At 67.4% G+C, this 14051-nt stretch carries 13 protein-coding genes; 9 read left to right on the top strand and 4 right to left on the bottom strand.

What is annotated here, in order from left to right; all coding sequences use genetic code 11:
- Nucleotides 1–2: 2 nt before the first annotated feature.
- From ACWFRJ_RS15005 to ACWFRJ_RS14995, 3 genes are read left to right on the top strand one after another with little or no spacing between them, the layout of a single operon-like run.
- Nucleotides 3–428, top strand: a complete 426-nt coding sequence (locus ACWFRJ_RS15005) for an ATP-binding protein (RefSeq protein WP_453529339.1) — start codon at nt 3–5, stop codon at nt 426–428.
- An 8-nt stretch (nt 429–436) separates the two neighbouring features.
- Complete coding sequence (locus ACWFRJ_RS15000) at nt 437–1333, top strand: alpha/beta fold hydrolase (RefSeq protein WP_453529336.1); 897 nt, start codon at nt 437–439, stop codon at nt 1331–1333.
- Complete coding sequence (locus tag ACWFRJ_RS14995) at nt 1330–1728, top strand: hypothetical protein (protein WP_453529333.1); 399 nt, start codon at nt 1330–1332, stop codon at nt 1726–1728. Before ACWFRJ_RS15000 ends, ACWFRJ_RS14995 begins: the two co-directional genes overlap by 4 nt.
- Before the next feature lie 34 nt (nt 1729–1762).
- Here ACWFRJ_RS14995 and ACWFRJ_RS14990 read toward each other — a convergent pair whose 3' ends face one another.
- Both ACWFRJ_RS14990 and ACWFRJ_RS14985 read right to left on the bottom strand, forming a co-directional pair.
- Nucleotides 1763–2542 (bottom strand): SDR family NAD(P)-dependent oxidoreductase, encoded by a 780-nt coding sequence (locus tag ACWFRJ_RS14990; protein WP_453529330.1) that lies wholly within the window; start codon nt 2540–2542, stop codon nt 1763–1765.
- Between the two features lie 119 nt (nt 2543–2661).
- The gene (locus tag ACWFRJ_RS14985; RefSeq protein WP_453529327.1) at nt 2662–2784 is read right to left on the bottom strand and encodes a hypothetical protein; all 123 of its coding nucleotides are present in this window, start codon (nt 2782–2784) and stop codon (nt 2662–2664) included.
- Between the two features lie 159 nt (nt 2785–2943).
- On the opposite strand from ACWFRJ_RS14985, the gene ACWFRJ_RS14980 reads away from it, so the two are divergent.
- The 3 genes from ACWFRJ_RS14980 (at nt 2944) to ACWFRJ_RS14970 (ending at nt 5639) form a co-directional block, all read left to right on the top strand.
- Nucleotides 2944–3774: a helix-turn-helix transcriptional regulator gene (locus ACWFRJ_RS14980; protein ID WP_453529324.1), complete on the top strand. Its 831-nt coding sequence runs from the start codon at nt 2944–2946 to the stop codon at nt 3772–3774.
- 86 nt (nt 3775–3860) lie between these two features.
- Nucleotides 3861–4886: a trypsin-like serine peptidase gene (locus tag ACWFRJ_RS14975; RefSeq protein ID WP_453529321.1), complete on the top strand. Its 1026-nt coding sequence runs from the start codon at nt 3861–3863 to the stop codon at nt 4884–4886.
- A gap of 54 nt (nt 4887–4940) precedes the next feature.
- Nucleotides 4941–5639, top strand: coding sequence for an eCIS core domain-containing protein (locus ACWFRJ_RS14970; protein ID WP_453529318.1), 699 nt, complete (start codon nt 4941–4943; stop codon nt 5637–5639).
- A gap of 15 nt (nt 5640–5654) precedes the next feature.
- On the opposite strand, the gene ACWFRJ_RS14965 is transcribed toward ACWFRJ_RS14970, so the two are convergent.
- On the bottom strand, nt 5655–6086 hold the full coding sequence (locus tag ACWFRJ_RS14965) for a VOC family protein (protein ID WP_453529315.1): 432 nt from the start codon (nt 6084–6086) through the stop codon (nt 5655–5657).
- A 104-nt stretch (nt 6087–6190) separates the two neighbouring features.
- On the bottom strand, nt 6191–10042 hold the full coding sequence (locus tag ACWFRJ_RS14960) for a GH92 family glycosyl hydrolase (protein ID WP_453529312.1): 3852 nt from the start codon (nt 10040–10042) through the stop codon (nt 6191–6193).
- Between the two features lie 509 nt (nt 10043–10551).
- Here ACWFRJ_RS14960 and ngcE point away from each other — a divergent pair.
- From ngcE to ACWFRJ_RS14945, 3 genes are all read left to right on the top strand, one after another.
- Nucleotides 10552–11985: an N-acetylglucosamine/diacetylchitobiose ABC transporter substrate-binding protein gene (ngcE, locus tag ACWFRJ_RS14955; RefSeq protein WP_453529309.1), complete on the top strand. Its 1434-nt coding sequence runs from the start codon at nt 10552–10554 to the stop codon at nt 11983–11985.
- A gap of 253 nt (nt 11986–12238) precedes the next feature.
- The gene (locus tag ACWFRJ_RS14950; RefSeq protein WP_453529706.1) at nt 12239–13105 is read left to right on the top strand and encodes a carbohydrate ABC transporter permease; all 867 of its coding nucleotides are present in this window, start codon (nt 12239–12241) and stop codon (nt 13103–13105) included.
- A gap of 20 nt (nt 13106–13125) precedes the next feature.
- On the top strand, nt 13126–14022 hold the full coding sequence (locus ACWFRJ_RS14945; protein ID WP_453529306.1) for a carbohydrate ABC transporter permease: 897 nt from the start codon (nt 13126–13128) through the stop codon (nt 14020–14022).
- Nucleotides 14023–14051 lie beyond the last annotated feature (29 nt).

Below are 14051 nucleotides of genomic sequence, written 5' to 3'. Positions count from 1 at the left end.
ACGTGAACGACGAAACTCCACGCGAACGCTTCTACCGGCGCGAACGCCAGTCCGTCCCCGCTGCCCGCGCCTTCGCGAGCGACGCGCTCGCCGACTGGGGGATCGGTGACCGTGCGTACGACATCGCGCTCTGTGTCAGTGAGTTGGCGAGCAACGCCCTGGTGCACGGAGTGCCGCCGGGGCGGGGATTCCGGCTGGGGCTGAGCTTCTCCGGTGACGTACTCCGCGTCGAAGTGCACGACAGCGGCGCGGGATGGCCCCGGCCCGGCGCCGACGAGCACGGTGACGCAGAGTCGGGGCGCGGCCTGCTGCTCGTGGCGGCGCTTGCCGACAAGTGGGGGATTGCGGAACGCGACCCCGGCAAGGTCGTCTGGTGCGAGTTCGCGCAGGTGAAATTCGAGTGCGAGGCATCTTGCCCGTGGCCATGATGTGAATCATGACTGCGTACGCCGACGATCCTGCCCGGCTCGGCGAGAGTCGACTGTCTGATGGACGGACGCTCGGTTGGGCCGAGTGGGGGCCGCTGGACGGGGTGCCTGTTCTGTTGTGCCCGGGTGCGGCCACGAGCCGATGGCTCGGCGTTGGCGCAGGGGCCGTCGAGGCGCTCGGGGTCCGTCTTGTCTCTGTGGACCGCCCGGGGCTCGGTGCCTCAACACCTGCGCCCGGCCGGACCTTTTCCACCGTGACCGGTGATATTCGCCAACTCTGCGTGTTGCGAGGGCTGGGGCGTCCCGCTGTGGTCGGGAACTCGCAGGGGGCGCCGTTCGCTCTGGCCTGCGCTGCGGAAGGTGTGGCATCGGCGCTGGCTGTCGTCTCCGGCGGGGATGAGGTCGCCGCACCGGAGTTCGCGTCCAGTGTGGCGCCCGATGTGCGTGGCCTGGTCGAGCGGACCGCGTGCGACCCGACCGGCGCCGAGGAGTTTTTCGCGGGCTTCACGGCGGATGCGATGTGGGACATGGTCATGGCCGGGAGCCCGGAGAGCGACCTCGCGGTGTATCAGGATCCTGGTTTCGCCGCTGCGTACCGCAGGGCCTTGGGCGAGGGCTTTGCCCAAGGCGCTGCCGGTTACGCACGCGACACGGTCCTGACCATGGGGCGCTGGCCGTTCGCCCTCGATGCGATTACCGTCCCGGTGGACATCTGGTACGGCGAACGGGACACCAGCCACTCGCCCGACAACGGGACACTGCTCGCTGCCCGTCTGCCCGGTGCTCATCGCCGGGTAGTACCGGGGATCGGCGGCGCGCTGCTGTGGACACATGCCGAGCCGATCCTCGTATCGCTGCTAGAGACGGCCACCGTCGACCTCCGGCCGGGGACTGATAGGACATGACCACCGTGAACACCGAGATGCTGATAGATGTCTGGCAGCGGCTTCTCGCCGACCCGCGCAAGTCGTGGGTGCTGTTCGAGCATGGCACTTGCGTCGTGCTGACCGCTCCGGATGGAGAGCTTGCCGAACAGGCCGCCGGGATCATGCAGGAGTTCGGCCCGGCGCATGCCGGGTCTTCCGCGGGGGACTTCGGGGTGATCGACGTCAAGGATGCCGAGGGATGGGTCGTCACCGGGCACCACAACGACGTCCTTACCTATGTCGGGCCTGACGAGCCTCAGGACGAGTCGGAGATCGCTGTCGGGCTTTTCGGGCGTTCCAAGCGCCACCGGGACGGCACCGAACTTCACGTCGTACACGTTGAGGACAAGCGAGGCCCTGCGGACCCGAGGTGAGTCCCCGCACGGCGGAGGGCGTTCTCGACGCGGGTCAGGTGGTCTGGTAGCGGGTGGCGAGGGTGGGGCTCTGGCCGGCGAAGGCGGCGAGGTCGGCCTGGAAGACGTTGTCGAGCAGTGTGCGGTCTTCGATGCCGGGGGCGATGACGACCTCGCCGAGTTCGAGGCCGCGCAGGGTGCCGGTGACGAAGTCCTCGGCGTTCATGCGCGGGATGGCGCTGGCGTCGATGCCCTGCACCGCGTGGAAGTTGGTGGCGACGATGCCGGGGCAGACGGCGTGGACGGTGACTCCGGTGCCCTGCAACTCGGCGGCCAGGGTCTGGGACATGGCGACGAGGTGGGCGAGGGTGCCCGCGTAGACGGCGCGGCGCGGCATGACCTCGGGGCCCGCGGGGCCGCTGAAGGCGATCATGCCCGCGATGTTGATGATCGTGCCTCTGCCGCGTTCCTGCATGCCGCCGACCGCGGCGTTCATGAGCAGGGTGGGGGCGAGGACCTTGACGTTGACGACTTCGCGGGCCCGGTCGGCGGGCAGGTCGGCCAGCGGCATGTAGTGGGCGACACCGGCGTTGTTGATCAACAGGTCCAGGGGCTCGTCCGCGCAGTGGGCGGCGACCTTGTCGATGCCCTCCTGGGTGGACAGGTCGGCTGCGACGGTGCGGACCTTGACCTGGGGGTGGGCGTCGGCGAACGCGTCGAGTCTGTCCTGGCCTCGGCCGACCACGATCAGGTCGTGGCCGTCGGCGGCGAGGCGTTGGGCGAAGGCCAGGCCGATGCCGGAGGTGGCGCCGGTGACGAGGGCGAGGGTGCTCATGAGTGGCGTCCTTACGCTGTGTGGAGTACGGCTCGTACGGAGCCGGGTCGAGTTCGGCCGGGGCCCGGACGGCGTGGCATTCGCAGGCCGTCTTCTGCCTACTGCCTACTGCCTACTGCCTATGCGCTGAGGCGGCGGGCGAGGTCGACCAGGCCATGCGCGAAGCGGGCCTCGACGCCGGACAGGTGCCCGCCGAGCTGTTCGGCGAGTGGGAGAACGCCGTCGTGGCGGACGTGCGGCACGCCGCTCGGCCGATCCAGCCCACCACAGGTGCGGTGGACGTTCCTGTCTCTGTCATGCCTCCACTTTGGCGACAAAACAGCACATCAGGAAGTAGACCCGCCTTCATAGGACTACCAGTACCAGGCACATCATCCCGCCCGTAAGCCACACTGACCGCCATGGCAACGACAGAACTCGGCGCGGCCCTGCGCCGCTGGCGAGACCAGGTCACGCCCGACATCGTGGGCCTCCCCGCAGGTGGCCACCGGCGCGCCGCGGGCCTGCGCCGCGAAGAGCTGGCTCAGCTGGCGGGGATCTCGGTGGACTACGTCACCCGCCTCGAACAGGGGCGCGCCTCCAACCCCTCCGCCCAGGTCGTCGAAGCCCTCGCCCGTGCTCTTCGACTGACCACGGACACACGCGCCCTCCTGTTCGAACTCGCCGGACTCGCAGTACCGGGCCCCGAGACGATCTCCGCGTACATCACGCCGGGCGTCCAGCGGATGCTCGACCGGCTGACCACCACCCCCGTCGCGGTCTTCGACGCCGCCTGGACCCAGCTCCTGGCCAACCCCCTCTACACCGCGCTCATGGGCGAATGGCACGGCAACGACCTCAACGCCGTATGGCGCAACTTCCTCGGCACCGGCACCCGCGTACGTCACACCCCGGACTCCCTCGGCGTCCTCCGGGCCCAGCAGGCCGCCGCCCTGCGCGCGACGGCCAGCCGCTACCCCGCCGACCCGCGCCTCCAGGACCTCGTCGGCACGCTGCGCACCCGCAGCCCGCTCTTCGAGGAGCTGTGGCAATCGGGCGCCGCCGTCCCGCCCCCTGGCGCGCACAAGACGATCGACCACCCTCATGTCGGCGCGATCACCCTGGACTGCGACATCCTCCACGTCACCGGCAACGACCTGCACATCATGATCTACACCGCCGAGCCCGGCACCGAGGACGCCGAGCGCCTCGCGCTCCTGTCCGTCATAGGGACACAAACCCTCGTCGGGTGAAATCTCGGAGAGCAGCCCCCTGCACGGCCGCCGCGCCGGACGGTGCCGCCCGGTGCGCGACCTCCTGTCTTGGTTGACTCTGCGGCGTGAGCACCACTGAGAGAACCAAACGCAGCCTGACGGCGACAGCCGCCGCGGCCACGCTCCTGGCGGTCACGGCCATGCTCCTGGCCGCCGCGGGACCGGCCCGGTCCGCCCCTGAGCCGACGCCGATCGAGAAGTTCTGGACGCCGAAGCGTATGGCGCGGGCCGAGCCGGTCGAGGAGCGGTGGGCTCGCGAGAGTGTGCCGCGCTCGCCCTCGCACACCTTCGAGGGCATCAAGGAAGTCGGCACCTTCTTCTGGGCGCGGAAAGCGGGCGACGAGTATCCCGACCGCTACGACTACCGCTTCTGCGGCGGCACCGTCGTACCCTCCCCGGGCAAGAACCTGGTCGCGTCGGCAGCGCACTGTTTCGACAGCGGTGGACGGCAGGAGAAGCTGGTCTTCGTGCCGCAGCACAGCGCGAAGAGCCTGATGCCGCATGGCGTGTACCCCATCGAGAAGGGCCACATCTTCAAGGATCCTGGTTACACGGGGACCCGGAAGAGCGAGGAGGACTTCACCGACGTCGACGTCGCGTTCCTCGCCACCGAGCCGCGCGGTGACGGCAAGGAGGTCGAGGATGTCGTCGGGGCCATTCCGATGGGGTTCAATGCCGGGTTCCACCACACCGTGCTCGCCATCGGGTACCCGTATCTGTACGGCGGCGGCAGCTACAAGCCCAAGCAGGACCCCCTCAGCTGCACCACGCCGACGAAGAAGTACACCACCGGGGATGTCAGGGACGGCGGCGGCAGGCTGTGGCGCGGGGGGACCTTCACCGAGGTCGACTGTGACGGCTACGTCGGCGGTACCTCCGGCGGCCCCTTCATCACCGCGGGCGGTGAGCCGCCCAGGCTGATCGGTGTCACCGGCGGCTGGATGACCGGCGGCCACAGCGCCGACACCTCGTACTCGTCGTACTTCGACGGCGACGTCAAGCGGATCTACGACGCCGCGAAGCTTCAGACCGCCCACTTGGTCCGTAAGTCTGCCCCTGCGGCCCTGGAGACGCCTGAACCTCGCGCGTAAGGGTGGAGTGGTTGGTCCACCCTGGTCCACCCCTTGATCGCCGGAGGAACACAGATGGCCTTGGCCCGCGACGACAACAACAAGGCCGAGGCCCGGAAGAGCGGCGCGCCCGAGCGAGTGCGACCGGCAACCACCCACGCCGACACCGCTGTTCAGCGGATGCTCGATCTGCAGGGATCCATCGGGAACGGTGGCGTCGTCCAGATGCTGCGGCAGACCGGGCACGAGTGGGCGCAGCACCAGCACGGCGCCGGATGCGGACACGAGACACAGGAGGACAAGCACGCGGTCGTCCCGGACACCAGCCCCGAGGGACAGGCGGCCCTGGTGGCCGGCGCCAGGAACTCCCCCAGCGAGTCCCTGCCCTCCGCCGTCGTGGCCAAGGCCGTGCCGTTCTACCAGAACCAGAAGATCGCCTCGACCCGCGTCCACCGCGACGAGATCGCCCAGCGCGCCACCGCCGCCATGGGTGCCGAGGCCATGACCATCGACAACCACATCTTCCTGTCCGCCAAGGCCGCGAACAGCGAAGAGACCATCGGCCACGAACTGAGCCACGTCGACAAGAACACCCGCGGCATCGTCGAGACCGGCCACAGCAACGGCGCGGGCGTCACCACCACCGACCCCCGGCAGAGCTCCGAACACGTCGCCGGAGTCGACGGCCACGCCTACGCGGCAGGCGAAGCCACCGCCCCCTCCGTCACCGCCCAGCGTAAAACCACCACCGACCCCGGTGAGGAACTCCCGTAGACCGGAAGCGGCCCCTCAGTCGAGACAGAACTCGTTGCCCTCGACGTCCTGCATGTTGAGGCACGACTCGTTCTCGTCATCGGCGAGCAGGAGTTGCCCGCGTACCGCGCCGAGCGGGAGCAATCGTGCGCACTCGGCCTCGAGCGCGGCGAGGCGCTCCTCACCCACGAGCCCGGTTCCGGCCCGCACGTCGAGATGCACCCGGTTCTTGACGACCTTGCCTTCGGGAACGCGCTGGAAGTACAGCCGCGGGCCGACACCCGTGGGGTCCATACAGACCGCTGACTCCTGCTGCTCGGGCGGCACCGTGCGGTCGTAGTCCTCCCAAGTGGCGAACCCCTCCGGGGGCGACGGCGGGACGTACCCCAGAACCTCGCACCAGAAGTCGGCGACGCGCCTGGGCTGCGCGCAGTCGAACGTGACTTGGACCTGCTTGATCGAAGACATCGGGCCATCGTAGAGGCGTGGGCAGACGCAAGCGGGGGCGGGAGTGAACGTTCCACTCCCGCCCCCGCGATGACGCAGTACGCGGTACCGCCTCCCGAGCAGGATCAGCTCAGGAGCTCGACCTCCGCGAGCGTCGCGGACCCGACCGGCACAAGACGGTAGTGCCCGTACGATCCCGGACGGTCGACCGTGAACACCCGGGTCTGCTTGTCCCAGGCGAACGACTGGCCGGACCGCTTGTCGAGGTCCTTCCACTTCTCGCCGTCGGTGGAGCCCTGGAGGACCCAGCCGCGCGGCGCCTTCGCCTTGTCGGCGGGCGACGTCAGCGTGTACTGCACCGCCTTGGTGTCCTTGCCGACCGGAAGGTCCACGGCGGAGTCCGAAGTGGCCTCCGTCTTCGACGAGTTGTCGAAGAGTGCGCCCTCACCCTTGATGGCGTCACCGCGCGGCGCGGGCACCTTGTCGTCCTGCGTGACGGACGACGGCTGGGCGTTCTTGCCCGTGCCCCACGAGGAGGGCTTCGGGCCCATGTCGAACTCCAGGACGCCGCCGCGCGCGATCTCCTTGTGGGGGAGCGCCGTCGAGGTCCACTTCTTGCCGTTGACCTTCAGGCCCTGGACGTAGATGTTCTTCGCGCTGTTCTTGGGCGCCTTGACGACCAGGTCGCGACCGCCGTCCATGTGCACCGTCATCTTGGTGAACTGCGGCGAACCGATCGCGTACTCGCCGCTGCCCATGACCAGCGGATAGAAGCCGAGCGAGGAGAAGAGGTACCAGGCCGACTGCTCGCCGTTGTCCTCGTCGCCGTGGTAGCCCTGCCCGATCTCGCTGCCCGTGTAGAGGCGGGAGAGGACCTCGCGGACCTTCTCCTGCGTCTTGGACGGCTCACCGGCCGCGTCGTACATGTAGGCGACGTGGTGGGCGACCTGGTTGGAGTGCCCGTACATGCCCATGCGTACGTCGCGTGCCTCGGTCATCTCGTGAATGACACCCCCGTAGGAGCCCGCGAACTCGGCGGACCCGGTCTCCGGAGTGGCGAAGTACGTGTCGAGCTTGTCGCCGAGACCCTTGCGGCCGCCGTAGAGGTTGGCGAGGCCGCGCGAGTCCTGCGGGGCGGTGAAGGCGTAACCCCAGGCGTTCGTCTCCGTGTAGTCGTAACCCCATACGCGCGGGTCGAACTTGTCGGAGGGGACGCGCCAGTCGCCCTTCGTGTTCTTGCCCTGGAAGAACCCGGCCTTGTCGTCGAAGAGCTTCACGTAGTCACGGGAGCGGTTGAGGAAGTACTCCGACTCCTCCTTGTAGCGCTTCTCGCCCGTCTTCTTGTAGAGGGCCTTGCCCATGCGCGAGATGCCGTAGTCGTTGAGGTAGCCCTCAAGCGCCCAGGAAAGGCCCTCGTGCGTCTCGCTGGGGGTGTAGCCGAGGAAGGGCGAGGTCTCCATGCCCTTGCGGCCGACGCCCGAACTCGGCGGTACCACCGTCGCGTTCTTCAGCGCCGCGTCGTACGCGTCCTTCGCGTCGAAGTCCACACCCTTGACGTACGCGTCGGCGAACGCCACGTCCGACGAGGTGCCCGTCATCAGGTCGGCGTACCCCGGCGAGGACCAACGCGAGGTCCAGCCGCCGTCCTTGTACTGCTGCACGAAGCCGTCGACGAGCTCACCCGCCTTCTTCGGCGTGAGCAAGGAGTACGCGGGCCAGGTCGTTCGATACGTGTCCCAGAAGCCGTTGTTCACGTACGGCTTTCCGTCGACGATCTTCGCGCCGGTGTGGGTCGGGGTGTCCGGGCCCGTCTGCGGCGAGAAGGGAGAGGCGTACTGGTACTTCGACTTGCCGCCCGAAGTGACCTTCTCGAAGCCCGAGTTCGGGTAGAGGTAGAGGCGGTAGAGGGAGGAGTAGAGCGAGGTCCGCTGGCCCTCGCTCGCGCCCTGCACCTCGACCTTGCCGAGGATGTCGTCCCAGCTCTTCTGCGCGCGGTTCTTCACGCGGTCGAAGGAGGTGCCGGACGGGATCTCGCTGTTGAGGTTGGCCTTGGCCTGGTCGAGGCTGATCAGCGAGGTCGCCAGGCGCAGGTTGACGGTGCGGTCCTTGCCGGCCTTGAAGCGCAGATAGCCGGTGACGTCACCGCCGCCCCCGCCCTCCAGCTTGCCGCCCGCGGTGACGGGCGCGTCGAACGTCCCGTACACGAAGAGGCGCGTGGCTCCGGTGGAGAGGCCGGACTTGACGTCCGAGAAGCCGCTGACGACACCGCTCTCCTTGTCGAGGGTGAGGCCGCCCTTCTCCGAGACGTTGTCGAATATGACGCTCGCGTCGTCACCGGGATAGGTGAACTTCATCATCGCGGCGTGGTCGGTCGGGGCCATCTCGGCCTTCAGACCGTTCTCGAACGTGACGCCGTAGTAGTGCGGGCGTGCCGTCTCCTTCTCGTGCTTGAAGGGCAGCGCGCGCTTGGTGCGGTCGGCGGACGGGGTGTCCTTGTCGACCGACGGCATCATCTGGAAGGTCTGCCGGTCGCCCATCCAGGGGCTCGGCTCGTGGCTCGCGCTGAACGCCTGGATCGTCGGCAGGTTGTCCGCGTTGTTGCCGCGCGCGTAGTCGTAGAGCCAGCTGAGCGACCCCGCGTTGGTCACCGGGGTCCAGAAGTTGAAGCCGTGCGGGACGGCCGTCGCGGGGAAGGTGTTGCCGCGCGAGAAGCCGCCGCTGGAGTTCGTGCCGCGGGTGGTGTCCGCGTAGTCCGAAGGGTGGGCCTTCGGCTTCGCCGGGGCCTTCTCCTTCAGGGACACGTCGTCCACCCAGCCGCGGAACTTCGCCGGACCCTTGGGGGAGTCGTACGCGACGAGCACCCGGTCCACGGTCTTGCCGCCCGCGACCTGCCCGATCCGCGAGGCCACGTTGTTCCACTGGTTGACGTAGAGGCCCTTCGCGGCGCCCTGTCCCCGCGGGTCCATCGGGAAGCCGTGCTGGTCCGTGGCCTTGAGGTCACTCAGATAGGTGCCGTCGGTGAAGGCCAGGTCCACGGACACGTTCGTGGCGTCGTAGTCGAGGTCGCCCTCGGCCATCGACGGGAAGACCCGGTACGACAGCTCGGTGTCACGCCGCACCGCGACGTTCACGTCGAAGACCTTGTTGTACGAGTAGCCGCGGGCGTCCGCCTTGTGGGTGCCCGCATAGCGAAGGGCGTGCTTGCCGGTGAACCCGGCGCCCGACTTCGCGGTGGGGGAGCCGCTGGGGCCGCGGTCCACGAGGGAGAGCATGTCCTCGGGGGCGGGGCTCTCGCTGCCGCCGACGGAGAGCTGGACGTCGGAGAGCTGGAGGGCGTCGGACGCGCCGTTGTTGGCGGTGACGTCCAGGCGGTAGTGGGAGTACGCGGTGCTGTTGTCGAAGTCGTACTTCTTGGTCTGGTGGCGCTTGTCGAACTTCTCGCCCTTGCGGGTGTCGAGGTCCTTCCAGTCCTTGCCGTCCGTGGAGCCCTGAAGCGTCCAGTCCTTGGGGTCGCGCTCGTCGTGGTCGTTCGCCGACGTCAGCGCGTACGTCACGGCCTTGGCGGGCTCGTCGAGGTCGAACTCGACCCACCCCGTGGGCTTGAAGGTCAGCCACTTGCTGGTGGGCTCACCGTCGATCAGGTTCTCCTTGACCTCACCGCCCGAGGAGTTCTCGCCGCTCGCGCGGACCTCGGTGACGTGGTCGTTCACACTGCCGGGGATCCCGGCGCTGAACGCGCCGTTGACTCCGGCGGTCCGCTTCTTGCCGTCGGGGCCGGTTTCGACGGTGTTCAGCCAGTCCGGCTGGATATCGCCTTCTTCGAACGAAGAAACGAACTCCCGCGCTGCTTTGGGTGGTTTCTCCGGTTTGGCGACGGCGGCACCCTGTGCCGTCGCGACGAGCGTGAACGCGGCCGCTCCGAGGACCGCGGCCGAACGGTGGTGTCTGAAGCGAGGTCTGCGTGATCTGTGCGGCATCCCCGAGCCCCTCCCTGCGAGTTGGACAACGTTGTCAAATCGCTGCGCAAGGTCCAGTAGGGCGTCAAGTGGTGGGTGGTGTCAAGGCTGTTGAAAGGGCCAGGTGGAGTCGGTGATGGCCCGGAGAAAGTCCAAGGGGGCCGAGGAGAAAGTCCAATGGGGAGCAAGGAGGGGCGAGAGAGGATCAGGAGGGGGAAGCGGCGGGGACCCGACGCCACCGATTTCCCCGGCTGAATTTGCTCACGCCGTGAACGAACCAGTCCGTATCTCCGCGAGGTCTCAACTCGGGAAAGACTGCTGGCCCAAGCTGTATTCGATCTTGCTCTGCTGCCGAGAAGTGGACTATACCTATCGGCACCCTGAGTGGCGGGTGCGAGCCCTTGCCATGTAGTTGTCGCACGTTCGGTACCACCAAGCTTCAACTGACCCGCGGTGTCGGGCCCTTCGCCACTGGCGAGTTGTCGGGATCCCCGTGCGCCGCCTGAGTCCTGGAAGGCGAGGACTTGAGCATGGGATCCACCAGCATCAACCGTCGTGACGTGATGAAGAGGACGGTGGCCGCCAGCCTTCTCGCCGTGCCGGCCGTGGGCGCCCTGAGCTCCTGCGCGAGCGGCGGCGGGGACGAGAACAAGGCGGAGAAGGGCACCAAGTCGAAGAAGAACCCGCTGGGCGTGAAGGCCGACGCGGGCCTCTCGGTCTACATCTTCAACGGCGGCTACGGCGACAAGTACGCCCAGTTCGTCACCGACATGTACGCCAAGAAGTACCCGAAGTCCCAACCGGACCAGAAGCCCACCGAGAAGATCGCCACTCAGGTGCAGCCGAAGATCGTCCGGGGCAAGCCGACGTCGGACGTGGTCAACAACTCCGGCGCCGACCAGATGAACATCGGCAAGCTTGTGCACAACAAGCAGGTCGCCGACCTGCGGGAACTGCTCGGCGCCCCCTCCTGGGACGACCCGAGCGTCACGGTGCGCGAGACCCTCGTACCGGTGGTCGAGCAGATGGGCACCTTCGGCGGCAAGGAGTGTTACCAGCTCAACATCGCCTCGACGGTCTACGGCAACTGGTACTCCAAGAAGCTCCTCGAGCAGGGTCTGGAGAGCGAGTACCCCAAGACCTGGGACGAGATGCTGGCCCTCTGCAAGAAGGCCAAGGCCAAGGGCATCCACGGCTGGAGCTACCCCGGCGGCCACCCGCGCTACGTGTTCTTCAGCATGTACGCGATGTTCGCCCAGCGCGGCGGGCGCGACGTCATCGACGCCATGGACTACCTGGAGCCGGACGCCTGGAAGAACGACGCGGTCAAGGACGTCTTCGACGCCTGGGAAGAGCTCGTCGCCAAGAAGTACGTCCTGACCGGCTTCGACGGCACCGAGGCGCACACGGAGATGCAGACCGCCTGGACCAAGGGCGGCAAGATGCTCTTCGTGCCCGACGGCTCCTGGGTGGAGAACGAGGCCAAGGACACCACGCCCAAGGACTTCGACATGGCGGTCGGCGCGACCCCGTCCCTGGACTCCGGCGACAAGATGCCCTTCGGCACGCTCTACGCCCCCGCGGGTGAGCCCTTCATCGTCCCCTCCAAGGCCAAGAACGTGCAGGGCGGCATGGAGTGGCTGCGGATGATGTACAGCAAGGAGGCCGCCCTGAACCTGTTCAAGGAGGTCGGCTCGATCCCCGTGGTCAAGGGCGCCATCGACGGCCAGAAGCTGCCGCCGGGCACGGCGAGCGCGAAGGCGGCCATCGAGGCGGCCGGCGACAACATCGTCATCCCCAAGTTCTTCGACTGGTACAACGAGCTGTTCCGCGAGGACTACAACAACATGATCGCCAAGTTCATGCTGGGCCAGATCGGCACCAAGCAGGCGATGGAGACGATGCAGAAGGCGTCGGACCGGATCAAGAACGACCCCGACATCTCCAAGATCAAGAAGTCCTGACCGCCGCCGTCACCGGCACCGGCAGCAGAACCGAGAACGCAGGTATGTGAGCGAGGCGGGGCGGAGCAGCATGACGACCGACACCCGGGTGGAGAATCCCCCACCCCCGAAGAAGACGACGGAGCGGACGCCACAGCACAAACCGGCGAACCGGCTGTTGTTCCTCCTGGCGGTGCTCCTTCCGCCCCGCTTCACCCCCGAGAGCGTGCGCTACGACCGGCGCTACCGCACGCTCGACAAGTACCGCTTCATCATGGGCTTCCTGAGCGTGCCACTCGCGTTCTACGCCCTCTTCGTCATCTCGCCCTTCGTGCAGGCGATCTACTACTCGTTCACCGACTGGTCCGGCGGTCCGGTGGCGAACTTCATCGGGTTCGACAACTTCACGAAGATGTGGAACGACGAACGCTTCTGGGACTCCCTGAAGGTGAGCATCACCCTGGCCGTCGTCGCCCCGGTGATCACGCTCATGCTCGGCATGTTCTTCGCCTACATGATCACGTCGGGCGGCAGGCACCGTAAGGGCCAGGCCATCGCCGGTGTCGCGGGCTCGTCGTTCTACAAGGTCGTCTACTTCTTCCCGCAGGTCCTGTCCGTCGCCATCATCGCCGTCGTCTGGGGCCGCGTCCTCAACACCAACAGCGGACTGATCAACGGCGGCCTCGACAAGGTGGGCATCGACGGACCCGCCTGGCTCGGCGGCGACCGCACCCTCGCCGTCATCGCCGTACTCGTCGTGATCTGCTGGAGCTTCGTCGGCTTCTACGTGGTGCTCTTCTCCGCCGCGATGGGCGCGATCCCCAGGGACATCTACGAGGCCGCGCTGCTCGACGGCGCGGGCCGGGGGCGGACCTTCTTCAGCGTGACGCTTCCGCTGATCTGGGACACCGTACGGACGGGCTGGATCTACATGGGCATCCAGGCGCTCGACTCGTTCGCGATCGTCCTGGTCATGGTGCCCGAGCACGTCCTGAAGGTGACCCCGGTCTTCCTCTACGAACGATTCCGTGACGGCCAGTACGGCTATGCCACCTCCATCGGCGTCGTCCTCCTCGTCCTCAGCATGGCGTTCTCGCTGATCGTCATGAGGATCGGGAATCGCGACCGGATCGAATACTGAGACCGCGGGAGCACTGCCTCATGACCACCTCCACCACCGCGCCCCGCACCGAGCCCGCCGACGAGCCCCGCCGTGCGACGGGCTCCAAGAGCGGCGCCACGCTGAACGTCTTCTCCCACGCGTTCCTCGCCCTGTGGGTGATCCTCGCGGCCGGGCCCCTCATCTGGGTCGCCCTCACCGCCCTGCGCCCCTCGGTCGACATCCTCAGCGATCCGATGGGCTGGCCGTCCTCCTTCCACTGGGAGAACTTCACCAACGCGTGGACCGAGGCCAACATCGGTCAGTACACGCTCAACTCGCTGATCATCCTGGCGGGTTCGCTGACCGGCACCATGCTGCTCGGCTCGATGGCCGCGTACGTGATCGCCCGTTTCACCTTCCCGGGCAACCGCATCGTCTTCATGCTCTTCGCGGGCGGCATGATGTTCCCGGTCATCCTCGCGCTCGTGCCGCTCTTCGCGGTCATGGAGAACTTCGGTCTCCTGGACACCCGTCCCGGCCTGATGATCGCTTACATCGCGTACTCGCTGCCCTTCACCGTCTTCTTCCTGACGTCCTTCTTCCGGACGCTGCCGACCGGCGTACAGGAGGCGGCGATGGTCGACGGGGCCTCGCACACGCGCACGTTCTTCCAGATCATGCTGCCGATGGCCAAGCCGGGTCTGGTCAGCATCGGCATCTTCAACTTCCTCGGCCAGTGGAACCAGTACCTGCTTCCGCTGCTGCTGAACAACGAGGAGGAGAAGAGCTATGTGCTGCCGCAAGGACTCGCCACCCTTGCGGTCTCACAGGGCTACCGGGGTGACTGGGGCGCGCTCTTTGCGGGCCTGACGATTGCGATGGTTCCCGTACTTGTCGTGTACGCGGTATTCCAGCGTCAGGTGCAGGCGGGCCTCACCGCGGGGGCCATCAAGTGACCCCGCGCGCAGGTGATTTCAGCTTGGCC

The sequence above is a fragment of the Streptomyces sp. NPDC055239 genome (genome assembly GCF_053606205.1).
This window is presented reverse-complemented; position numbering and strand designations above follow the sequence as displayed.